Source organism: Mycobacterium sp. SA01, assembly GCF_041287105.1.
Lineage (GTDB): Bacteria > Actinomycetota > Actinomycetes > Mycobacteriales > Mycobacteriaceae > Mycobacterium.
Window position 1 is genome coordinate 272,465 of record NZ_JBGGNO010000014.1, and the last position, 21,458, is coordinate 293,922.

Below are 21,458 nucleotides of genomic sequence, written 5' to 3' on the forward strand. Positions count from 1 at the left end.
TTGCAGTCGTTGTCATCACTGGGAAGCAGAGACGGAGGTGCCCAGCAGGGTCACCAGCGTGCGGTGGAGGATTTCGGTGGTGGCGATCGTGTCCGGGATGGAGACCCACTCCTGGGCGGCGTGATAGTTGCCGCCCTCCGGCCCGAACAAAACCGTGGGGATGCCTGCGCTCTGGAACAGGGCGGCGTCGGTCCAGGCGTTGAGGCCGGTCACCGGTGAGCGCACCCCGTTGACGGCTTCCGTCGCGTCGCCCAGTGCGCTCAGCAGCGCCTCGTTACCCTCACCGGTGAAGGGATCGCGGTCCAGTCGGACGATCACCTCACCGCGGAAGCGCGGCTCGGACTTCGTGACCTCTGCAAAGATCGCCTCGATCTCGGCGACCCGGTCGGCCAGCGTCTCACCCGGCTGGGTGCCGATCTCGATGCCCAGCACGGCCTGATTGGGGTAGGTGGCGTAGTCGGTGCCGCCGCGGATCGTCCCGGTGTGGAACACCGTGCGGCCGTTCTTGGGGTCGGGGTTCGGCTTCCAGCGGGTCTCGTCGAGTTGGTGCAGGCGGGTCACCACCTCGGCCATGTGCACGATCGCGTCGACGCCCTTGTCGGGTGCCGATCCGTGGGCCGGCTCACCGTGCACCACGATGTCGATCCAGCCGAATCCCTGGTGCTCGCCGTAGATGGTGTGCGAACCGTCGGGCTCGAGGTTGATGGCCAGGTCGATCTCGTCGGCATGGTGGGCCACCAGATGCTCGGTGCCGATGCTGATGCCCTCCTCGTCGATCACCAGCGCGACCAGCACATTGCCGGCCAATTCCGTTCCCGAGCGAACCAATTCGCGCACCGCCAGCATCGCGGCGGCGCAGCCGCCCTTGTCGTCGGCCACCCCGAGCCCGATCATCCGGTCGCCGTCGATCACCGGCTGCAGGGCGGTGTCGGCCCAGTTCGCATAGCCGACGGTGTCGCTGTGCGCGGACAGGCAGATCGTCGGGCCGGGTGCGCTGCCCCGCAGCCAGGCCAGCACGTTGGGCCGGCCGGGTTCCACCTCCTCCAGCGTCACGTCCAGGCCCAGATCGGCCAGCCAGTCGCGCATGAACCGGGCGACCTCACCCTCTCCGGCGCCGCCCGGGATCAGCCAGGGCGTCACGGAGTCGATTCGAACCATCGCCTCGAGCAGCTCGATCGCTTCGTCACGAGTGACGGTCATGTCGTGTTCTCCTTCGGTGTTGGTGATTCTTCGAGGTCCGAAAAATGGCATGCCACAACATGTTCCGATGTTGCAGCGGCCAGTGTGGGCTGGTCAGTGCGGCAGCGTTCGGGCTGGCCGAGCTGCCGGTAGAGCGGACAGCGCGGCGCGAAACTGCAGCCCGGCGGGGTGGCGGTGGCGTTGGGCGGCTCACCGCTCAGCAGCGTGCGAGCCGCCCGTCTGCCCTCACCGGCCTTCGGCATGACGTCGACCAGCGCACGGGTGTAGGGGTGCCGGGGCGTGCCGATCACGTCGGCGGCGGGGCCTTGCTCGACCACCCGGCCCAGGTACAGGACCGCCACCCGGTCGGCGAACACGCCGGCCAACGCGAGGTCGTGGGTGATGAACAGGATGGCCACCCCGAGGCGTTCGCGCATGTCCAGCAAGACCCTGACGACCCCGGCGCGCAGCGACACGTCGAGCATCGACACCGGTTCGTCGGCCACCAGCAGCCGGGGTTCCAGCGCGAGCGCGGCCGCGATGGCCACCCGCTGGCGCTGGCCGCCGGAGAGTTGGAAGATGCGGCGCTGCGCGATCGCCGCCGCCGGGGTCAACCCGCACATCTCCAGCGCCGCCAGAGCAACCCGGCGCCGGCCCGCCGCATCCAGGTCGCCGCGGTGGATGGCGAGGCCCTCGCTGACGACGCCGATCGCGGTGGCGTCGCTGGGCAGGCTCTCGAACGGGTCCTGGAAGATCATCTGGAAATCACGGCGCTGCCTGCGCAGCGCGGCACCCCGGGCGTGGGTGATGTCGACCCCGCCTACCGACACCGATCCCGAGCTGGCCTCGACGAGTCGCATGATCGTGCGCGCGACGGTGGTTTTGCCGCAACCCGATTCACCGACCAGAGCCACGATTTCGCCCTCGCGGACACACAAATCGACACCGTCGACCGCCCGGGCGATCAACCGTCGACGGCCGTGTCGCACCGGGAAGTGCACGTGTAGGTCGCGTACCTCGGCGACCACCGGCTTGGTCATGCGGGCACCCCCACCAGGTGGCATGCCGCGACATGGTCGACGCCACCGGGCACCGGCCGCAACGCCGGATCGTCGGTCGCGCAGCGGGCCAATCGCTCGGCGCAGCGGTCGTGGAACCGGCACCCCGCGGGCGGGTGTGCCAGATCGGGCGGGCTGCCCGGGATCCCGCTGATCGACGCCTGTCCGGAGTCCAGCCGCGGATAGCAGTCCAGCAATCGGCGAGTGTAGGGATGCGCGGGCCTGGTCCCGGAGGTCAAGATCTCCTCGGCCGGCCCACGCTCGGCGATCCGCCCGGCGTACATGACCGCGACCCGGTCGCACAGTTCGGCGAGCACGGTCAGGTCGTGGGAGATGATCAGCATCGCCAGCCCGAGTTCGTCGGCCAGGCCGCGGATCAACTCGAGGATCTGCGCCTGGGTCATGACATCGAGTGCCGTCGTGGGTTCGTCGGCGATCACCAGATCGGGCCGACACGCCAGTGCCATCGCGATCATCGCACGCTGCTTCATCCCGCCGGAGAGTTGATGCGGATAGTCGGCGGCGCGTCCCGCCGGGATCCCGACCTGGGTCAGCAGCTCTGCGACTCTGTGCCGCAGAGCTTTTCGATCGGCGGCGGGTTCGTGCGCCCGGATCGCCTCGCGGATCTGATCGCCGACCGTCATCACCGGGTTGAATCCGTTCATCGCGCCCTGGAACACCAGTGACAACCGCCGCCACCGGATAGCCCGCAGTTCGGCATCGGCGACGGTGCGCAGATCGGTTCCCGCGAAGCTCAGCTCGTCGGCGGTCGCGACGGCGCCGCGCGGCAGCAGTCGTGCCACCGCGAGCGCCAACGTGCTTTTGCCGCAACCGGATTCCCCGGCCAGCCCGACCACCTCACCGGCTGAGACGTCCAGGTCGACCCCGTCGACCGCCCGTACCCGGGCACCGTAGGTGACGGTGAGATTGCGAATGCTGAGCAGTGTCATTCGGCCACCGCCAGCCGGGGGTTGAGGATCCGCTCCAGGCTCTGGCCGACCAGTGAGAAGGCGAGCACCACCGCCACGATGCCGACGCCGGGCGGCAGGAAATACCACCAGAAGCCGTTGCCCACCGCCCCGGCGGCGAAGGCGTTGTGCAGGATCTGCCCCCATGAGGTGCGGGTGGGGTCGCCGAGTCCGAGGAACGACAGCGTGGCTTCGGCGAGGATCGACCCGGCGATCACCAAGACCGCGTTGGCGATCACGAGTGCCATGACCCCGGGCAGGATCAGCCGCCACAGGATGCCCACCGAGGACAGTCCGACTGTTTTGGCGCGGGCCACCACTTCACGTTCGCGCAGCGCGAGCGCCTGGGAGCGGACGATGCGCGCGGTGCTTGGCCAGCTGGTGACCGCGATCACGAGCACGATCATCGGCAGGCTCTGCCCGATGATCGCGCCGAGTGCGATCATCAGCGGCAGGTTGGGCAGCACCAGGAAGAAGTCGGTGATCCGCATCAGCACGGCGTCGACGAAGCCGGTGAACCAGCCGGCCAGCACGCCGACCAGAGTCCCGATCAGCACCGTGATCAGGGTGGCGATCAGGCCGATCTCCAATGACACCGACGTGCCTGCCAGCACCTGACGCAGGATGTCCCGGCCCAGTTCATCGGTGCCCAGCCAGTGGGCGCCGCTGGGCGGCAACAGGATTCCGGTGCGCGACTCGGCGACATCGGTGCGGTCGTATGGCGCCAGCAGCGGGCCGAGGATCGCCACGAGCATGACGGCGGCGACGGTCAGCAGGCCGATGCGGCCCATCGGGTCGGCCAGAAGTTGACGCAGCACACCGCGCCAGCCGCCGGGCACGTGTGCCGCGGCAGGCTCTTCGGGTTCCAGGCTGGGGTCGAGCAGCGGGCCGGTCACGTCAGCCGCACCCGCGGGTCGAGCATCCGGTAGACGACGTCGCTGGCGAAGTTGGCCAGCACGACCACCACCGCGAAGATCAGGAAGCAGGCTTCCATCACCGGATAGTCGCGCCGGATCACCGACAGGTAGATCAACTGGCCCATGCCGGGCCAGGAGAACACCGTCTCCACCTGGATGGTGCCGCCGACGGTGGCACTGGCGTACAGCGTGGTGGCCGTCACCACCGGTAGCAGCGCATTGCGCACCCCGTGGCGCCAGAGCACCCGTCGCGGAGTCAGGCCCTTGGCCCGCGCAGTGGTCATGTAATCCTCGGACAGGGTCGCCAGCAGCGAACTGCGGGTGATCAGGACGAATTGGGCGATGTCGACCAGCACCATCGCGATCGTGGGCAACACGAGATGCCGTGCCAGATCGGCGATTCGGGTGAACACCGTCGGGTACAGTGCGTCGGCCGTGTACATGCCCGCGATCGGGAACCACCCGAGCGAGACGGCGAAGACGAAGATCAGCAGCATGCCCACCCAGAACGTCGGCAGGCTCCAGAACACCAGCGATCCGATCACCAGGCCGGAGTCGGTACGCGTACCGCGCCGGGATGCGGCGAACACCCCGATCAGCACGCCGAGGATGATCACCAGCAGGGTGGAGATGGTCACCAGGATCAACGTGTTGCCAAGGGCTTTCACCACGATCGGTCCCACAGCGGCCTGATAGGTGTAGGAGAACCCGAGGTCGCCCGTGATCAGGTTGTGCAGATACGTGACGAACTGGGACGCCATCGGCTCGTCGAGCCCATAATAGGTGCGCAGCCGGGCGATCGCTTCGGCGTCCAGGTGCTGGCCGCGCGCGATGTGTGTCACCGGATCGCCCGGCATCAGATGGAAGAGAACGAAATTCGTCGCCACCACCGCCAGCAGAGTGAGCACCAGGTAAGAAACCTTTTGCCCGAGGTACCTCAGCATCGAGTCTCAGGCCGGCTTCACGTCGAGGTAGTTCACCCGTGGGAAGTTCAGGATCATGCCGCCGTTCATCGGCTGCCAACCGGTCCAGGTATTGGTCCGGGTACCGGTGAGCTTCTTCTGATACCACATCACGATGTAGGGGCAGGCGGCGTAGTGAATGGCCTGCATCTCCTGGACCAGCGCGACCCGGGCAGCGCGGTCGACTGTGGTCGATTGCTGTTGATAGAGCTCGTCATAGCGGGGGTCGGTCCAGAACGTGTCGTTGTTGCCGCCGATTTGGTCGGTGGTGGCGATGCCCAGGAGGTACGACGGGTCGTAGAACGAGGAATCCCACCCCCAGATCATCACGTCCCAGTCCGGGGTGTCGGCGTTGTAGACCGTCGCGCCCATGCTGTCGGCGTCGGTGCTGGACAGCTTGAGGTTCACCCCGACGGCTTTGGCCGCGGTGACAAACAGGTCGGCGGCCTTCATATCCACCGTGGTGTCGGCGATGACCAGCAGGCGGAACTCCAGTGGCGCACCGTCTTTGGATTCGCGGATGCCATCGCCGTTGCGGTCGGTGTAGCCGGCCTTGTCGAGCAGCTCCTTGGCCTTGGCCGGATTGTTGTCCAACACCGCGTCGGGTGCGGGCACGAAGTGGAAGTCGCCGAAGGCCGGTGGCAGCAGATCGGTACCGGGTTCTCCATAGCCGGCCAGCGCCAGCTCGACCAGCTGCCTGCGGTCGACCGCGCAGGACAGCGCCTGGCGCACCACCGGATCACGCAGAATGGGGTTGCCCTTTGAGCCGGGGGCGGTCGAACAGTTGAAGCCGATCATGTGGAACGAGAACGATTCCATCGCAGTCGTTTTGACGTTGGAGGCGTTCTGCAGACCGGTGTAGATCGTGGGCGGCACCTCCGGGACGATGTCGATGTCGCCGCTCCGCAGCGCCTGGGTGACCACGTCGTCGGAGCCGAATTTGGTCCAGGTGACTTTCTGGGCTGCCGGTTTGGCACCCCACCACGCATCGTTTCGGGTGACGGTGGCAACACTGCCCTTGTCCCAGGAGACGAAGCTGAACGGTCCGGTTCCGACCGGCTTGTCGTTGGCATACTTGGGCAGATCGTCCTTTGCGACGCTCTCCCACAGGTGCTTTGGGGCGATGGGCATGATGACGCCGGGCTGCAGCGTCTGCGGCTGCGAGTACGTCAGCCGAACCTGGTTGTCGCCGACTTTGACCGCATCGGTGAGGTCCTTCACGTAGGCCCCATAGGTGCCGTAGTCGTTGTCGCGCACCATCAGGAAGGTGAAGACGACGTCGTCGGCGCTGAAGTCCTTGCCGTCGTGCCACTTCACCCCGGACCGCAGGCTGTAGGTGAAGGTCTTGCCGCCGTCGGTGACCTGCACGTCGGTGGCCAGCGAGGGCCCGATGTTGAGTTGCGCGTCATAGCCCATCAACCGGTCGTAGACCAGTTGCAGAACGTCGTCGGACTGGGTGGAGTCCGCGGTGAACGGATTCAACGAGTCGATATCGGTGGTGGAGCCGACTCGCAACACGGTGCTGCTCGCCGTCTGCGGTGCGCAGGACGCGAGCGCCGCCGCTCCGCCCACGGCGGCGGCAACCACCGCCGAGGTCCGCAGAAACGTCCGACGATCTATCGCTGATGCCATGGCAATCCCTTCTGAGCCACACTCTGTATACAGAGTAGTATGAGTGTCGTTGATTGCCGGCCGATTGCGTGTTTGTTTCGGAAAGTTTTCAGGTTATTCGGGAAAACTCTCAGTTCACAAGCATGATCACCGCAATACCGGGTATCTGCATACTGAGTGCACTAACCTGTTGGTGCGGGGAGGGAGAACACCACGATGCCGACGGCCAAGCGCGCCGAGACCACGGCGGCGCCCGCTGACCGCAAGCTGCGGTACCAGCACGTCTACGACCTCGTGCTCGGGATCATGGCCGAGCGCGGCCTCCAGCCCGGCGATCGCCTGCCCTCGACAACAGAGCTCGCCGAGATCGCCGGAGTCAGCGGCATCAGCGTGCGGCGCGCCCTCGACGAACTCGAGCGGGCCGGCAAGATCACCCGGCGGCAGGGCCTGGGGACATTCGTCGCCGAGCCGCGTATCGCGAGCGACCCGACGCGCCCCGGCGAACTGCTACACACCCTGCTCGACAACGAGCGCGGACTCCCCGCGGTCAGCACCGCGTTGATCTCCATCGGTGTCGGACTTCCGAGTACGACGATTGCCACCGCGTTGGGGGTCGATCCCGGCCAACCGGTGTGGGAGATCTGGCGTAAACGCAGCATCGGCAGCTCCGACAAGATCCTCGAGCGCGCCGTGTTGCCGTTGGACAGAGTCCCCGCGATCGACCACGATCTCCTGGCCGAGGGCGGCTCGCTGTATCGCTTCATCGCGGAGCGCTACCAGCTCACCGATGAGTACACCGAGCAGGCGTTCGAAGTCGACACCCCCAACAGCTGGGAGGCCGAACACCTGGACATCCCGGCGGGCGACCCGATCGTCCGAGTGCGCGGGGTCAGCTTCGACGCCGACGGGCAGGCCTTCGACTGCTTCGAACAGTGCTACCGCGCCACGAAATTCACGTTCTACACCGCGGGCCAGACCCGCCACCGCATCCTTGGGCCCTCGGAGTTGTCCAACTGGTCGGTCGCACCGTTGACCAACCCGGTGTATTGACCAAGCGGTCGGCGGGTACCCGACTGGTCATGAGCAACGAACTCTCTGGCAAGAAGATCGCATTCCTGGTCGCCCCCGAGGGCACCGAGCAGGTCGAGTTGACCAAGCCGTGGGAAGCCGTCGAGAAGGCCGGCGGCACCCCGGAGCTGGTATCGACCGAGGTCGGCAAGGTCCAGGCGTTCAACCACCTCACCCCGGCCGACACCTTCGAGGCAGACAAGGCGGCCGACGCCGTCTCGGCGTCCGACTACGACGGTCTGGTGCTGCCCGGCGGGGTGGCCAACCCCGATCTGCTGCGCACCAACTCGTCGGCGGTCGACTTCATCAAGGGCTTCTTCGACGCGGGCAAGCCGGTCGGCGTGATCTGCCACGGGCCGTGGACCCTGATCGAGGCCGATGTGGTCGAGGGCCGTCAGATCACCTCGTGGCCCAGCGTGCAGACCGATCTGCGCAACGCCGGGGCCGAGTGGGTCGACCAGGAGGTCGTGGTGTGCACCGGCGGCCCGAACACCCTGATCTCCAGCCGCAAGCCCGACGATCTGCCCGCGTTCTGCGGACAACTGGTCGAAACGTTCGCCGGCTAGCCGGGCACCAGGCTCAGCAGCAGGTCCGGCCCGATCCGGTCGACGCCGTCGTAGCGCCAGCGCAACGCCCGCGCAATGCTGGGCACGCCGACGTCGTCGACGGCGGTGACCGGACCGCCGAGCAGGATCGGCCCGACGTACGCCAGGATTCGGTCGATGACACCGGCCCGCAGGAACGCGCCGGCCAGGGTCGGCCCGCCCTCGAGCAGCACATCGGTGCGATCGGACAACGCCTGGATCACCTCGTGCGGATCGTGGGTGCGGATCACCATCGTGTGCGAATCCTCATTGAGCACATTGGCTTCCGGCGAGATCTCCCGCATGCCGACCACCACACGCAGTGGCTGTCGCTCGGCAAGCCCGCCGCCGGGCAACCGGGCCGTCAGCGTCGGGTCGTCGATGTCCACCGTGCCGGTGCCGACGACGATCGCATCGCATGCGGCGCGGCGGATGTGCAGGTCGGCGCGGGCGGCCGCACTGGTTATCCACTGCGAGGATCCGTCCGCGGCCGCGCTGCGGCCGTCGACACTGGTGGCGAATTTCCAGGTGACGTGCGGGCGTCCGGCCCGCTGCTTGTGCAGCCACTCGCGCAGCGGACCGGCGGCCACCTCCTCGGCGCACACTCCGGCGACAACGTCGATTCCGGCGGCGCGCAGGCGATCAGCACCCCCGGACGCCACCGGATTGGGATCGGCGACGGCGTACACCACGGACGCCACCCGGGCCTGGATCAGGGCATCGACGCACGGCGGGGTGCGCCCATGGTGGTTGCACGGTTCTAGCGTGACGACGGCGATACCGCCGGCCGCCCGCTCCCCCGCCTCCCTCAGTGCCATCACCTCGGCATGCGGGCCGCCGGTGGGCGCAGTGCCACCGACGCCGACGACTTCGCCCTCCGCACTCAGAATGACCGCTCCCACAGGCGGATTCGGGTATGTCGAGCCTTTGACCCGCTGCGCCCGGTCGATGCCCAGCCGCATCGCGGCGTCGACCTCCGCCGGCGTGGGTGCCGTCATATGCGCAGATGCTGCGACGCGGAGGCGGCCTGCCTGCGCAGCGCCTCGACCGCCGCGGCCGGGTCACCGGCCCCGTAGACCGCCGAGCCGGCGACGAAGCAGTCGACGCCGGCCTCGGCGGCCTGCTCGATGGTGTCCGCGTTGATGCCGCCATCGATCTCCACCAGGATCGTCAGATCGCCCGAGTCGACCAGCCGGCGGGCGGTCGCGACCTTGGACAGCACCTCGGCGATGAAGCTCTGGCCGCCGAAGCCCGGCTCGACCGACATCACCAGCAGCGTGTCGAAGTCGCGCAGGATGTCCAGGTACGGCTCCAGCGGGGTGCCCGGCTTGACCGACAGTCCGGCCTTGGCGCCCGCGGCGCGGATGTCGCGGGCCACCGCGACCGGGTTGTCGGTCGCCTCGGCGTGGAACGTCACGTTGTACGCGCCTGCCTCGGCGTAGCCGGGCGCCCAGCGGTCGGGGTCGTCGATCATCAGATGGCAGTCCATCGGGATGTCGGTTGCCTTGAGCAGGCTCTCCACCACCGGCAGGCCCAACGTGAGGTTGGGGACGAAGTGGCCGTCCATCACGTCGACGTGCAGCCAGTCGGCGCCCTCGACCGCGGCGGCCTCCTCGGCCAGGCGGGCGAAGTCGGCGGACAGGATCGACGGGGCGATCAGGGGTCGCATGGCAGCCATTAAACAGTCTTCTGCAGAGCGGCCGCGAACATGGCGTCGGTGCCGTGCCGGTGCGGCCACAGCTGCACGTGCGGGCCGTCACCGAGTTGATCGGCCGGGGCGAACAACGGGCGGGTGTCCAGCGCGGTGACGGGATGGCGGCGCAGCGCATCGGAGACCACTCCGACGGTCTCGGCCAGGTGCGGGGAACAGGTGGCGTAGAGCACCACGCCGCCGGGGCGGACCAGGGCGATCGCGGCGGCCAGCAGTTCGCGCTGCAGCTTGGCCAGCACCGGGACGTCGGCCGGGGTGCGGCGCCAGCGGGCCTCCGGGCGGCGCCGCAACGCCCCCAGTCCGGTGCAGGGCGCGTCGACGAGTACCCGGTCGAAACTGCCGGGCTGCAGCGACGACTCGCGGCCGTCGACGCGCAGCACCTCGACCGGCAGGCCACGGGTGTTCTGCTCGACCAGCTCGGCCCGGCGCGAGGCCGGCTCGATCGCGGTGACGGTGCCACCCTGCTGTGCGGCGATCGCGGCGATCAGCGCGGTCTTACCGCCCGGGCCGGAGCACAGGTCCAGCCAGCGGCCACCGTCGCCGCCGACCAGCGGTGCCAGCGTCAGCGCCCGGGCCACCAGCTGGCTGCCCTCGTCCTGCACCAGCGCCTTGTCCTCGCGCACCGCGGCCAGCCGGCCCGGGTCACCGCTGCCGAGGTACACCGCGTACGGCGAGTAGCGGCCCACCGTCCCGTCGACCGCGGTGGCCAGCTCGTCGGCGGTCAGCACACCGGGGCGTGCGGCCAGGTGCACGCCGGGGCGGGCGTTGTCGGCGGCCAGGGCGGCGTCCAGCTCGCCCGCGTGGGCGCCGAGCGCATCGGCGAACGACTGGGCGATCCAGCGTGGATGGGCGTTGACGAACGCCAGGTGGCCGACCGGGTCGGTGTCCTTGGCCGGGGCCAGTTCGGCCACCCAGCCGGCCTCGTCGCGCCCGGAGATCGTGCGCAATACGCCGTTGACGAAACCTGCTCGGACACTGTCGAATTCGATGCCGGCCTGCTCGACGGTGGTGGATACCGCGGCATGTTCGGCGACGTTGGTGCGCAGCAGCTGATAGCTGCCCAGGCGCAGCAGGTCCAGCAGCACCGGGTCGATCTGCTCGATGGGGCGGCCGGCGGCGGCCGCGATCACGGCGTCCAGCAGACCCATGGTGCGGCAGGTGCCGTAGGCGAGTTCGGTGGCGAATGCCGCGTCGCGGCCGTGGATGCCGCGCTCGGCCAGCATCGACGGCAACACCAGGTTCGCGTAGGCGTCCCGCTCCGATACCGCGCGCAGCACGTCGAAGGCCGCCTGACGGGCCGGGTCCAGCGGGGTGCGCCGCGGCCTGCGCGGCGGGCGTTGCTGGGTGCGATCCCGTCCGGGCGGTGCCCCGGTGCGGTCCCGCTTCTGGCCGGAGCCATTTTGAAAACGCTTGCCGCCCTGCGGTTTGCCGCGTCCTGGCCGCTGCGGTCGCTCCGTCATGATGCCCGCACCGTCTCGTCGAGCCGGGCACCGCGGGCCCAATCCGCCGCGTTCATGAGCTTCTTGCCGGGTGGCTGCACCTGACCGAGGAGTACCGGCTGCGACCCGGTACCCACCCGGACCCCGGACCTATCCACGGTCATCTCCCCCGGCGCCAACGCCGGCGCCGCCTCGTCGACGCTGACCGGGCCGACCTTGACCCGCAGGTTGCCGATCATCGTCCACGCACCGGGATTGGGGGTGACCGCGCGGATCCGGCGGTCGACGACGTGAGCGGGCAGGTCCCAGGAGATCCGCGCCTGCTCGACGGTGATCTTCGGCGCGACGCTGACCCCGTCGGCGGGTTGCGGCACCGGCGTCAGGGTTCCGTCGCCGATGCCGTCCAGCGTCGCCTCCAGCAGGCCGGCACCGGAGACGGCCAGCCGGTCCAGCAGATCACCGGAGGTGTCGGCAGGTCGCACGGTCTCGGTGACCACGCCGTAGACCGGTCCGGAGTCCAGACTCGGTTCGATCAGGAAAGTCGTTGCGCCGGTGACGGAGTCGCCGGCCGCAATCGCGGCCTGCACGGGCGCCGCGCCGCGCCAGGCGGGCAGCAGCGAGAAGTGCAGGTTGATCCAGCCGTGCGGGGGTACGGCGAGCAACGCCTCGGACAGCAGCGCGCCGTAGGCCACCACCGCGCAGCACTCCGGAGCCAGCTCGGCCAGCTCGGCGACGAACTCCGGCGAGTTCGGCCGCGCCGGGCGCAGCACCGGGATCCCCGCCTCGCCCGCGAGGCGGGCAACCGGTGACGGCGCGGGTTTGCCGCGGCGTCCGGCGGCCGCGTCCGGACGGGTGAGCACCGCGATCACGTCGTGGCGCGGTGAGTCGATCAGCCGCTGCAGCGACGGCAGGGCCGGTTCTGGTGTGCCGGCGAAAACGATTCGCATGCCTCTACTTTGGCACCTGGTAGAACTCGCGCTGCGAGACCCCGGCCATCGGCGCCACGAACATCGTCGGAATCGTGGTGATCAGCCGGTTCACCGTCGCCACCGCGTCGTTGTAGTACTGCCGGGCGAACGCCAGCTTGTCCTCGGTGTCGGCGAGGTTCTGCTGCAGGTTGAGGAAGTTGTTCGAGGAATTCAGTTGCGGGTAGGTCTGGCCCAGCGCCAGCACCTGACCGACCGCGCTGTCGAATTCCTTTTCGGCCGAACTCCGTTGCGCCACAGACTTCCCCGTGGTTGCAGCAGCCAGCGCGGTCTGCGCGTCGGCGACGTGGTCCAGGATGGCCTTCTCGTGCGCTGCGAAGCTCTGGACGGTCTGCACCAGGCTGGGGATCAGCGACGCCCGCCGGGTGAGCTGAACGTCGATGCCGCCCAGCGCTTCGTCGACCCGGACGTCGGCGGCGCGAACTTTGTTGTAGCCCAGCACAAATCCGATCAGCACCAGGACCGCGAGCACCAGCACCACGATCAGCACGAAGCTCACCACGATCCGCCTCCTCCCCCGCCACCACCGCCGCCGCCTCCGCCGCCACCGCCCCCACCGCCGCCACTGCTGGACGACGACGAGGACTGCGAGGCGGTGTAGGCGCCGATCGACGACGACAACGCCGACTCGAAGCTGTCGAAACTAGCACCCCCGCTGGTCGCGGTATGCCAACCGGTGCCCGACGACGAGTGATACCAGTCGGGCTGCGGATCGACTTGTCCGGTCGCGGTCTGGTACTTGCGTGCCCACAGCGCGGCCACCCCGCCGGCCACGGCGAACGGGATGTAGGCGGTGTAGAGGTCCTTGCGGGCGGCGAAGTCGAAGCGCGACTCGGCCGAGTCGGTGGCCAGCATCCGATGGAAACCGCCGACCTGCGACCACAGTTCGCGCCCCGCGGCGGTGCGCCTGCTGCCCACGCCGTCGGTCCAGGACCTGACCGAGAACAGGAAGAACAGCGCGAACGGCAACCCCCACAGGGTGGCCGGGGACCAGATGAAGGCGCAGCCGGCCAGCACCAGGGCGAGGAAATTGAAGAACCGCAGCCAGAGCTCCTTGGAGCGCTTGACCATCAAGCCGTCGAACGCCCATTTCCTGACCGCCGCGGTCATGTCCTCCTTGGCGCTGGACAGCTTCTTGCCCGCGGTCACGGTGCCGTTGGCGTCGAAGCGGGCGTCCGGCCCGATCACCTTGAGCGCCCCGCCGACGGCGATGCTGACCGGGTCGACGTCGGCCCACGCAGCCGACGGTGCGCTGCCGGTGATGGTCCACTTCTTCCCGCTGACCTGGTGCAGCGTGATCAGCTTGCGTTCGGCGAGGTAGAACAGTGTCGCGGTCAGACCGTTGGCCGGCACCTTCTCGGTGCGGATGTACTCGCATTGCGCCGGTCCCAGGCCGGGCGGCGGCGCGTACTGCAGCGGAAACCCGGGTGGCGGCTCGACCGTCGTGCGCCACCACAGGAAGGCGCCGAGGCCGGCCGCCACTGACGCGCCGACCAGCCACAGGGCGGCGGGCAGCGACCGGCCGAGGACCGGGTCCCAGCCGAAGGTCCAGGGCAGCTCGGCACGGGGCGGGGTGGGTACCTCGACTCCGGCCCGCACCGTGACCGGTGTGCGAGGAGCCAGATTGCTCGCCGACAGGTGCACGCGATCGCCGCTGACGGTCAGGTCGTCGCAGGCGCGGCCGAGGCGAAAGCCGACCGAGCACTGGGCGCCGCTGACCCCACCGGGCAGGGTGATCGAGATGTCGGCGTGGTCGATGGTGTTGTTCCACGCCGGGGCGACGACGTTCCAGAAGAACGCCGACTGCGCCGAGGGATCGCCGGTCGACGACGCGAACTTGCGGTCCGCACCGGTGTCGCCCGGGTCGAGGACGCCGTCGATGCTGTAGCGGATCCGGTAGACGTGGGTGCCGTAGTCGAGGTAGCTGTTCGGATCGCCGATCTTGGCCACCCGGAAGCGTTTTCCGCTCTCCCACTGCAACGTGAAGGGCACCGGCTGGTCGTCGAGAAGGATCTCGGTGATCCGCGGTTCCTGGCGGACGTTGGGGCTGTTGAGGTTGGCGACGTCCCAGTACCGGAAGATTCCGTGCCGTCCGCTGGGGAACTCACCGGTGATGATCTCGGTGGCGTCCAGCCGGCCGTCGCGATCGACGACGAACTCGGCGCGATAGTCGGTGATGACCACCGGATCCGACGACGGGCCACCCTGCGCGCTGCCGGTGAACACCAGCGGCCACAGCAGGCCGATGACGATGAGCAGCATGGCGATCGAGACCCAGATGACCCGACCGGTCCACTTCATCGCGCCTCCCCCGTGTCGACGGGTCTCACCCTATGTGCAAGGGATCGATCTGTACCCGGACTGCTTCGTGGTCGTGCCGGGCGCTGGCGATCGCGATGGCGCTGCGCAGCGACGCGGCCAACGCCAGACCCTCGTCCCGGCCGACCCGCACGAGCATCCGGATGACGGGTTCACCGGGCGCGGTGGCGGGTGGCCGGCGGACTCCCGGCGGCAGGTCGACGGGTCCGAGCTGGTCGGCGTCTTCGGGCAGTTCGGCGTGGTCGAGCAGCGCACCGACGGCGGCCGCGCCACCGTCGACGGCGGCCATGTGCACGCTCGGCGGCAGCCCGACCTCGGCGCGGGCCTCCACCTCGGCCTCAGCGTGGCCGACCGGGTCCCACTTGATCAGCGCCTGCACGGTCGGGATGGCTGATTCGGCGACCACCGCCACCACCCCGCCGTCGCCGCGGGGCCGCACCTGCGCGGCGGCGGCCATCCAGCGCCGCAGGGTGTCCTCGGCCGCCCGCAGGTCCTGACGGCCCAGCAGCGCCCAGCTGTCCAGCAGCAGCGCGGCGCCGTAGCCGCCCTCGACCCGGGGTTCGGCGCCGGGGGTGGCGACGACGAGGGCGGGCCCCGGCTCGATCTCGGTGTGCACGGCGTCGCCCGCCGAGGTGATCACCGTGGTGCCCGGGAAGGCGCGGCCCATCTCCTCGGCGGTCCGGCGCGCACCGACGACGACCGCGCGGATCGCGTCCGAGCCGCAGCGCCGGCAGCGCAGCGCGGTGTCCATCCGCCCACACCAGCGGCACACCGCTCCGGCGGCATCCCGTTCGGACAGCGACAGCGGCCCCATGCAGTGCCGGCAGCGGGCGATCGTCCGGCACCGGGCGCACGCCACCGACGGGACGTAACCCCGCCGCGGCACCTGGATCAGCACCGGCGCCTCGCGTTCCAGTGCGCCGCGCGCGGCCCGCAATGCCAGCGACGGCAGCCGCGCCGAGCGGGCGGCCGGGTCGCGTTCGTCGGCGTAACCCTCGTCGTCGAGGGCCACCACCCGCGGCGCCGCCGCCCGGACCAGCGGCCGGGCCGCCACCAGGTCGTGCGCCCAGCCGCTGCGCACCAGCGCATGCGCCTCGGCGGTGCGGGCGTAACCGCCGATCACCGCCGCGCAGCGCAGCTGATGCGCGCGCAGCATCGCCACCTCGCGGGCGTGCGGATACGGGGCGCGCGGTTCGGCCAGGGTGTCGTCGCCGTCGTCCCAGACGATCACCAGACCGAGGCGTTCGACGGGGGCGAACACCGCGCTGCGGGTGCCGATGACCAGGCGGGCCTGCCCCCGCAGCGCCGACAGCCAGCGCCGGTAGCGCGCCGACGGCCCGAGGCCCGCCGACAGCGCGACGACGGCCGCCGGGTCGATCCGGGCGGTGGCGGCCTGCCACAGCGCGTCGATGTCGCGCTGGTCGGGAACCACGGCCAGCACGCCGTAGCCCCCACCGACCGCCGCCGCGGCGGCCTCGGCGATCCGGTCGCACCACTGCTCGCCGGGCAGCGCCTGCCACACCGCGCGGGCGGCCCGGCCTTCGCTCAGGGCGGTCAGGAACTGGTCTCCGCGGCTGTAGCGGGCCCAGCCGGCCGGGTCGACCGGCTCGACGACGGGCAGCAGCGGCGCCTCGGCCTGCATCTTCTCGGCGCGGGCGTGGCGCGGCGGAATGGCCAGCCGCAGTACGTCCGGGCGGGTGCCGGCGTAACGGGCGGCGACGGCGTCGACGAGCCTGCGCACCTCCGGGGTGAGCACCGGCTCGGCCGAGATCACCCGGTCCAGCCAGCCCAATTGGCCGACGTGGTCGGTGTCGGACCGGCGCTCGAGCACGAAGGCGTCGACCAGCCGGCCGTGGAAGCGGACCCGCACCCGCACCCCGGGCTGGGCATCGTCGGATTGTTCGGCCGACACCAGGTAGTCGAACTCACGGTCCAGGTGCGGAACCGACAACATCGGCAGCACCCGGGCGATGGGTTCGTGCTCGGCGGCCCGCCGGATCGGCATCGTCGAAGACTAACGACGGGCCCGACAGACTTTTAGTCAGCGCCGCCGTTTTGGTCAGCCCCCGCCCGGCCGAAGAACAAGCCCGCGGTGATCAGCACCATTGATGTCGCGTACACCCACCAGATCGGGACCTCCAGTGCGTTGGAGTCCAGCACGAAGCGGCCGATGCCGATCATCCCGTCGGACACCGCGAAACACACCGCCCCCAGCGCCGTCCACACCGTGGGGAGCCGGGCCAACAACGCCGAACACACCATCGCGGCCAACACCGCCATATAGACGAGGACAGGCATGGTCAGCCCATCGGCCACCAGGCTCGGCCAGAACCAGATCAGCAAACTCACGCAGGCGATGACCACGACGGCGCACACGACCGTGCGCGGCCGGCTGGAACCCCGCAGCGGCAGCAGCGCACCCAGGAAACAAAGGTGGGCCACCAGGAACGAGCCGAGGCCCAGCACGAACGACGGCTGCCACCACGGCATCGCCAGGAAGAAGTCACCGCCAGCCGAGAACAGAAGGGCCGCCAGCAGCCAGCGCCGCTCCCGGACGATCGGATGCCACAGCGCGGCCACCGCCAGCAGCACGGCCATCAGCGCCTTGACCGCGGGCTGGCCGGGGAACCGGCCGGTGAGTTCGGCGTTGTCGGGCAGTCGGAGCGCCTCGACGGCCAGGAAGACGCCGTAGCCGATCGCGACCGCGGCACCGGCTGCCCACCAGGTTGTCAGGGTGCGTAAGTACGGTGATTTCATGCCCAGCTCGGACAAACCGCCGGTCGATGCCATCCTGCAGAAGGTACTGGACGCGGTGCCCTTTCAGTTGACCGTCGACGGCGGCATCGACGAGGCGCGTCGCCGACTGCGCGATCTCCCGCGCCGCCCGGTGCACCCGGACCTGCGGGTGGAGAATCACCAGATCGATGGGCCGGCAGGCCCGATTCCGGTCCGGGTCTACTGGCCCGACGGTGTCGCGCGCCCTCCCGTCACCATGTACTTCCATGGCGGCGGTTTCGCCGTCGGTGACCTGGACACCCACGACGGCACGGCCCGCGAACACGCCGTCGCCGCGGGCACCCTGGTGGTGTCGGTCGACTATCGACTGGCCCCGGAGCATCCCTACCCGGCCGCGGTCGACGACGTTTGGGCCGCCACCCGATGGGTGGCCGACAACGCCGATCGCTTCGGCGCGGACGGCTCGCGGCTCGCGGTGGCCGGCGACTCGGCGGGCGGCACGCTGTCGGCGGTCGTGGCGCAGCTGGCCCGGGACAACGGCGGCCCGCCGATCGCGTTCCAGCTGCTCTGGTACCCGTCGACAATGTGGGACAACTCGCTGCCGTCGTTCACCGAGAACGCCGGCGCACCGGTTCTCGACAATGCCGCGATCGAGGCGTTCACCAGGTGGTATGCCGGCCACGTCGACCTGACCGACCCGCCGGCCGCCCTGGCGCCGGGCCGCGCCGCCGACCTCTCCGGTCTACCCCCGGCCTACGTCGCCGTCGCCGGGCACGACCCGCTGCGCGACGACGGCGCCCGCTACGCCGAGTTGTTGGCGGCCGCGGGTGTAACGGTCGAGCTGCATTTGGCCGACACATTGGTGCACGGCTACCTCGGTTACGCCGGGGTGGTGCCGGCCGCCACTGAGGCGGCCGACCGTGGATTAGCCGCTCTGCGCGCAGCGTTGCACGCCTGAGCGGACGAAAACGCACGGCTAGCAGCAACCTTGTCGGGACCGTCCGGACAGGCCACAATGGCACCAATCGCCACAATCGGGAGGATCTACCCCATGAACATTGCTGAAGCCGCCGGCACCCGGCGCACGCTCGGCATCTGTCTCGGCGCCGTCGCGGTCGGTCTGGCATCCGCCGTCATCGCCGCTCCGGCCGCCGTCGCGGCGCCGGACTGCAGCAAGCCCGCCGTCGATGCCCAGGTCGCCCAGTCTCAGGGCGCGATCCAGGGCTACCTCAACACGCACCCGGACGGGCAGCGGATGCTGATGACCGCGGCCCTGCAACCGCGCGCTCAGGCCTCCGCCACCCTGCAGGCCTACGCCCAGTCGAACCCGCAGGAGTATCAGGAGTTCACCGCACTGCTGGCTCCGCTGGGCACGCTGCAGAAGCAGTGCGGCGTCCAGGTCATCCCGCCGCAGTATCAGTGGGCGTTCGACCAGTTCGTCGGCTGATCAACTCCGCCTCACCAGTACAGCCCGGCCGTTATCACTCGACGGCCGGGCTGACTGTTTGATGCCGGTCCAACGAACTCACCGCGTCCTGGAGTGGCTCACCCAACAGAGCACCCAGGCCCAGGCCACCCCGGAGTACGGCTCGTGGCTGCTCGGACGGGTCTCGGAAAGCCAGCGCCGCCGGCGCATCCGGATCCAGGTGATCCTCACGGTCTTCGTGGTGGTGGCCAACCTCATCGGCGTCGCCGTCGCGATGTCGGTGATCACGGTCGCCATCCCGGTGCCCAACATTTTCGCCGGCCGCGCCCACGTGATCACGACCGTGGTGGCTCCCGCCTACGTGGTCGTCGCGGTGATCGTCGGCTGGGTGTGGGCCACCCGCCGCGTCCTCGACGCATTGCGGTGGTCGATCGAGGATCGCTCGCCCACCGCGCGCGATCAGCGCAACACCTTCCGCGCCCCCTGGCAGCTGACCGTTATCCCGTTGGTGCTCTGGGGTGTTGGCGCGGCCCTGCTGACCACTCTGTACGGCATGGTCGACACCGGATACATCCCCAAGATGCTGTTCGGGATCACGTTCAGCGGGATCGTGGTGTCGGCGAGCTGTTATTTCTTCACCGAATTCGCCTTGCGTCCGGTCGCGGCTCAAGCGCTCGAGACCGGCACACCCGAGCACCGTGGCGGCCCTGGAGTGCTGGGCCGCACGATCATGGCGTGGGTGCTGGGGTCCTGCGTGCCCGTCATCGGGATTGCGCTTGCCGCGGGCTTCACCCTGACACTGCGCAACATGACGGTGACCCAGCTGTCGGTGGCGGTGTTGCTCTTGGCCGGTGCCGCAGCGATTTTCGGCTTCATCCTGATCCTGATCGCCTCCTGGTTGATCGCCACGCCGGTTCAGGTCGTGCGCGCGGCGATGCAGCGGGTCGAGGACGGGGATCTCGACACCCACGTGGTGGTGTTCGACGGCACCGAACTCGGTGAACTGCAGCGCGGCTTCAACCGGATGGTCGAGGGACTACGCGAGCGCGACCGGGTCCGGGATCTGTTCGGCCGCCACGTCGGGCGCGATGTCGCACTGGCCGCCGAAAAGCGCAACATCAACCTCGGCGGCGAAGAGTGTTCGGCCGCGGTGTTATTCGTCGACATCGTCGGATCGACTCAGGTGGTGGGCAGCCGGCCGCCGGTCCAGGTCGTCGAGTTGCTCAACGAATTCTTCGGCGTGGTGGTCGACGAGGTCGAGCGCTGCGGCGGGCTGATCAACAAATTCGAAGGCGACGGCGCACTGGCGGTGTTCGGCGCACCGGTCGCGCAGGACCACCCCGAGACCAACGCGCTGGCCGCCGCCCGGGCGATCGCCGATCGCCTGCGCCGCGACGTGCCGGACATCTCGGTGGGCATCGGAGTTGCCGCCGGCATCGTGGTGGCCGGCAACATCGGGTCCCACCACCGTTTCGAGTACACCGTGATCGGCGACCCCGTGCACGAGGCCTCCCGGCTGTGCGAGATGGCCAAGAAGACCGGCGCCGGCGTGCTGGCGTCGGCTGCTGCCCTGGACGCCGCCGACCCCGCCGAACAACGCTTCTGGACTCTGGGCGACGAGGTGGTGCTGCGCGGCCGATCGTCGCCGACCCGGTTGGCTGCCCCTGCGGAATGATCTCGGGCCTGCGCTACTTGTTCTGGTTTGGCATTCCAACAGCTGGACGACGTAACGGAGGAACCCCATGACCACATCCCTGGCCGGCCGGCGCGCACTGGTCACCGGCGGCTCGCGCGGCATCGGCGCCGAGATCGTGCGGCGCCTGGTCGCCGACGGCGCCGCGGTGGCGTTCACCTACCAATCGTCGGCCCAGACCGCTCAGGCCCTGGCTGACGAACTGGTCGCCGAGGGGGGCAAGGTCGTCGCGATCCAGGCCGACAGCGCCGACCCGGCCGCCGTCACCGCCGCGGTCGACGAAACCGTCGCGGCCCTTGGCGGGCTGGACATCCTGGTCAACAACGCCGGTATCGCCTCCGCCGGCCTGATCGAGGACTTTCCGCTCGAGGAGTTCGACCGGTTGCTCGCGGTCAACGTGCGCGGTGTCTACGCGGCGATCCAGCGGGCGGTCCCGCATCTGGGCGAGGGCGGGCGGATCATCACCATCGGCAGCGTCAACGCCGACCGGGTGCCGATGAACGGACTGGCGGTGTACGCGCTGACGAAGGCGGCCGTCGCGGGCCTCAGCCGCGGATTGGTACGCGAGCTCGGGCCGCGCGGTATCACGATCAACACCATCCAGCCCGGACCGGTGGCCACCGACATGAATCCCGAGGTCGGCGGATTCTCCGACCAGGTGCGGCCCTTCATCGCCGTCGGGCGCTACGGGCAGCCCCGCGATATCGCCAGTGCGGTCGCCTATCTGGCGTCGCCGGAGGCCGGCTACGTCACCGGCACCACGTGGAACGTCGACGGCGGGTTCGTCATCTAGCGCGCAGG

The 21,458-nt window shown here is 69.5% G+C and carries 20 protein-coding genes; 6 read left to right on the forward strand and 14 right to left on the reverse strand.

All coding sequences use genetic code 11. The features are described from left to right. Window positions 1-15: 15 nt before the first annotated feature. Genes AB4879_RS05800 through AB4879_RS05825 form a run of 6 tightly spaced genes read right to left on the reverse strand, consistent with a single transcriptional unit; the run spans window position 16 to window position 6,716 of the window. Window positions 16-1,200, reverse strand: coding sequence for a M20 family metallopeptidase (locus tag AB4879_RS05800; protein WP_370506817.1), 1,185 nt, complete (start codon window positions 1,198-1,200; stop codon window positions 16-18). Further along, window positions 1,197-2,219 carry an ABC transporter ATP-binding protein gene (locus AB4879_RS05805; protein WP_370506818.1) on the reverse strand — a complete coding sequence of 341 codons (1,023 nt, stop codon included), beginning with the start codon at window positions 2,217-2,219 and terminating at the stop codon, window positions 1,197-1,199. The genes AB4879_RS05800 and AB4879_RS05805 overlap by 4 nt, the downstream gene beginning before the upstream one ends. Then, a complete protein-coding gene (locus AB4879_RS05810; RefSeq protein ID WP_370506819.1) occupies window positions 2,216-3,187 on the reverse strand; it encodes an ABC transporter ATP-binding protein in 972 nt (323 codons plus the stop codon). The genes AB4879_RS05805 and AB4879_RS05810 overlap by 4 nt, the downstream gene beginning before the upstream one ends. Beyond that, window positions 3,184-4,101: an ABC transporter permease gene (locus AB4879_RS05815; protein WP_370506820.1), complete on the reverse strand. Its 918-nt coding sequence runs from the start codon at window positions 4,099-4,101 to the stop codon at window positions 3,184-3,186. The genes AB4879_RS05810 and AB4879_RS05815 overlap by 4 nt, the downstream gene beginning before the upstream one ends. Further along, the gene (locus AB4879_RS05820; RefSeq protein ID WP_370506821.1) at window positions 4,098-5,066 is read right to left on the reverse strand and encodes an ABC transporter permease; all 969 of its coding nucleotides are present in this window, start codon (window positions 5,064-5,066) and stop codon (window positions 4,098-4,100) included. Before AB4879_RS05820 ends, AB4879_RS05815 begins: the two co-directional genes overlap by 4 nt. Window positions 5,067-5,072: 6 nt before the next feature. After that, window positions 5,073-6,716 carry an ABC transporter substrate-binding protein gene (locus AB4879_RS05825; protein ID WP_370506822.1) on the reverse strand — a complete coding sequence of 548 codons (1,644 nt, stop codon included), beginning with the start codon at window positions 6,714-6,716 and terminating at the stop codon, window positions 5,073-5,075. Window positions 6,717-6,911: 195 nt separating this feature from the next. Between AB4879_RS05825 and AB4879_RS05830 the strand changes: the two genes are divergently transcribed. Together AB4879_RS05830 and AB4879_RS05835 are read left to right on the forward strand one after the other, a co-directional pair. Continuing rightward, window positions 6,912-7,745, forward strand: coding sequence for a GntR family transcriptional regulator (locus tag AB4879_RS05830; protein WP_102807959.1), 834 nt, complete (start codon window positions 6,912-6,914; stop codon window positions 7,743-7,745). Between the two features lie 29 nt (window positions 7,746-7,774). Then, window positions 7,775-8,329 carry a type 1 glutamine amidotransferase domain-containing protein gene (locus AB4879_RS05835; RefSeq protein ID WP_370506823.1) on the forward strand — a complete coding sequence of 185 codons (555 nt, stop codon included), beginning with the start codon at window positions 7,775-7,777 and terminating at the stop codon, window positions 8,327-8,329. Here the strand turns inward: AB4879_RS05835 and ribD are convergent. The 8 genes from ribD to AB4879_RS05875 are packed head-to-tail and all read right to left on the reverse strand — an operon-like array spanning window position 8,326 to window position 17,559. After that, window positions 8,326-9,345 carry a bifunctional diaminohydroxyphosphoribosylaminopyrimidine deaminase/5-amino-6-(5-phosphoribosylamino)uracil reductase RibD gene (gene ribD, locus AB4879_RS05840; RefSeq protein ID WP_102807958.1) on the reverse strand — a complete coding sequence of 340 codons (1,020 nt, stop codon included), beginning with the start codon at window positions 9,343-9,345 and terminating at the stop codon, window positions 8,326-8,328. The genes AB4879_RS05835 and ribD overlap by 4 nt on opposite strands. After that, window positions 9,342-10,025, reverse strand: a complete 684-nt coding sequence (gene rpe, locus AB4879_RS05845; protein WP_199189917.1) for a ribulose-phosphate 3-epimerase — start codon at window positions 10,023-10,025, stop codon at window positions 9,342-9,344. Before rpe ends, ribD begins: the two co-directional genes overlap by 4 nt. Continuing rightward, window positions 10,025-11,518, reverse strand: coding sequence for an RsmB/NOP family class I SAM-dependent RNA methyltransferase (locus tag AB4879_RS05850; RefSeq protein WP_370506824.1), 1,494 nt, complete (start codon window positions 11,516-11,518; stop codon window positions 10,025-10,027). The genes rpe and AB4879_RS05850 overlap by 1 nt, the downstream gene beginning before the upstream one ends. After that, entirely contained in the window at window positions 11,515-12,444 is a 930-nt protein-coding gene (gene fmt / locus AB4879_RS05855; RefSeq protein WP_370506825.1) for a methionyl-tRNA formyltransferase, read from the reverse strand. The genes AB4879_RS05850 and fmt overlap by 4 nt, the downstream gene beginning before the upstream one ends. Window positions 12,445-12,448: 4 nt before the next feature. After that, the gene (locus tag AB4879_RS05860; RefSeq protein WP_102807956.1) at window positions 12,449-12,985 is read right to left on the reverse strand and encodes a LemA family protein; all 537 of its coding nucleotides are present in this window, start codon (window positions 12,983-12,985) and stop codon (window positions 12,449-12,451) included. Beyond that, window positions 12,979-14,784, reverse strand: a complete 1,806-nt coding sequence (locus AB4879_RS05865) for a DUF2207 domain-containing protein (protein ID WP_370506826.1) — start codon at window positions 14,782-14,784, stop codon at window positions 12,979-12,981. The genes AB4879_RS05860 and AB4879_RS05865 overlap by 7 nt, the downstream gene beginning before the upstream one ends. Window positions 14,785-14,809: 25 nt before the next feature. Then, window positions 14,810-16,807: a primosomal protein N' gene (locus AB4879_RS05870; RefSeq protein WP_370506827.1), complete on the reverse strand. Its 1,998-nt coding sequence runs from the start codon at window positions 16,805-16,807 to the stop codon at window positions 14,810-14,812. A gap of 32 nt (window positions 16,808-16,839) precedes the next feature. After that, window positions 16,840-17,559: a lysoplasmalogenase gene (locus AB4879_RS05875; RefSeq protein WP_370506930.1), complete on the reverse strand. Its 720-nt coding sequence runs from the start codon at window positions 17,557-17,559 to the stop codon at window positions 16,840-16,842. On the opposite strand from AB4879_RS05875, the gene AB4879_RS05880 reads away from it, so the two are divergent. The 4 genes from AB4879_RS05880 (at window position 17,558) to AB4879_RS05895 (ending at window position 21,450) form a co-directional block, all read left to right on the forward strand. Continuing rightward, complete coding sequence (locus AB4879_RS05880; protein ID WP_370506828.1) at window positions 17,558-18,496, forward strand: alpha/beta hydrolase; 939 nt, start codon at window positions 17,558-17,560, stop codon at window positions 18,494-18,496. The two genes, AB4879_RS05875 and AB4879_RS05880, sit on opposite strands and share 2 nt — an antisense overlap. Before the next feature lie 93 nt (window positions 18,497-18,589). Continuing rightward, window positions 18,590-18,985, forward strand: a complete 396-nt coding sequence (locus AB4879_RS05885) for a hemophore-related protein (protein WP_036337995.1) — start codon at window positions 18,590-18,592, stop codon at window positions 18,983-18,985. Window positions 18,986-19,046: 61 nt separating this feature from the next. Next, complete coding sequence (locus AB4879_RS05890) at window positions 19,047-20,639, forward strand: adenylate/guanylate cyclase domain-containing protein (RefSeq protein WP_370506829.1); 1,593 nt, start codon at window positions 19,047-19,049, stop codon at window positions 20,637-20,639. A gap of 67 nt (window positions 20,640-20,706) precedes the next feature. Next, the gene (locus tag AB4879_RS05895; protein ID WP_370506830.1) at window positions 20,707-21,450 is read left to right on the forward strand and encodes a 3-oxoacyl-ACP reductase family protein; all 744 of its coding nucleotides are present in this window, start codon (window positions 20,707-20,709) and stop codon (window positions 21,448-21,450) included. Window positions 21,451-21,458 lie beyond the last annotated feature (8 nt).

Coding starts and splice junctions, on each gene's coding strand:
- AB4879_RS05895 (WP_370506830.1), top strand. CDS start 20,707: ATGACCACATCCCTGGCCGGCCGGCGCGCACTGGTCACCGGCGGCTCG.
- AB4879_RS05835 (WP_370506823.1), top strand. CDS start 7,775: ATGAGCAACGAACTCTCTGGCAAGAAGATCGCATTCCTGGTCGCCCCC.
- AB4879_RS05870 (WP_370506827.1), bottom strand. CDS start 16,807: ATGCCGATCCGGCGGGCCGCCGAGCACGAACCCATCGCCCGGGTGCTG.
- AB4879_RS05850 (WP_370506824.1), bottom strand. CDS start 11,518: ATGACGGAGCGACCGCAGCGGCCAGGACGCGGCAAACCGCAGGGCGGC.
- fmt (WP_370506825.1), bottom strand. CDS start 12,444: ATGCGAATCGTTTTCGCCGGCACACCAGAACCGGCCCTGCCGTCGCTG.
- AB4879_RS05885 (WP_036337995.1), top strand. CDS start 18,590: ATGAACATTGCTGAAGCCGCCGGCACCCGGCGCACGCTCGGCATCTGT.
- rpe (WP_199189917.1), bottom strand. CDS start 10,025: ATGGCTGCCATGCGACCCCTGATCGCCCCGTCGATCCTGTCCGCCGAC.
- AB4879_RS05805 (WP_370506818.1), bottom strand. CDS start 2,219: ATGACCAAGCCGGTGGTCGCCGAGGTACGCGACCTACACGTGCACTTC.
- AB4879_RS05800 (WP_370506817.1), bottom strand. CDS start 1,200: ATGACCGTCACTCGTGACGAAGCGATCGAGCTGCTCGAGGCGATGGTT.
- AB4879_RS05880 (WP_370506828.1), top strand. CDS start 17,558: ATGCCCAGCTCGGACAAACCGCCGGTCGATGCCATCCTGCAGAAGGTA.
- AB4879_RS05830 (WP_102807959.1), top strand. CDS start 6,912: ATGCCGACGGCCAAGCGCGCCGAGACCACGGCGGCGCCCGCTGACCGC.
- AB4879_RS05820 (WP_370506821.1), bottom strand. CDS start 5,066: ATGCTGAGGTACCTCGGGCAAAAGGTTTCTTACCTGGTGCTCACTCTG.
- AB4879_RS05875 (WP_370506930.1), bottom strand. CDS start 17,559: ATGAAATCACCGTACTTACGCACCCTGACAACCTGGTGGGCAGCCGGT.
- ribD (WP_102807958.1), bottom strand. CDS start 9,345: ATGACGGCACCCACGCCGGCGGAGGTCGACGCCGCGATGCGGCTGGGC.
- AB4879_RS05825 (WP_370506822.1), bottom strand. CDS start 6,716: ATGGCATCAGCGATAGATCGTCGGACGTTTCTGCGGACCTCGGCGGTG.
- AB4879_RS05810 (WP_370506819.1), bottom strand. CDS start 3,187: ATGACACTGCTCAGCATTCGCAATCTCACCGTCACCTACGGTGCCCGG.
- AB4879_RS05890 (WP_370506829.1), top strand. CDS start 19,047: ATGCCGGTCCAACGAACTCACCGCGTCCTGGAGTGGCTCACCCAACAG.
- AB4879_RS05865 (WP_370506826.1), bottom strand. CDS start 14,784: ATGAAGTGGACCGGTCGGGTCATCTGGGTCTCGATCGCCATGCTGCTC.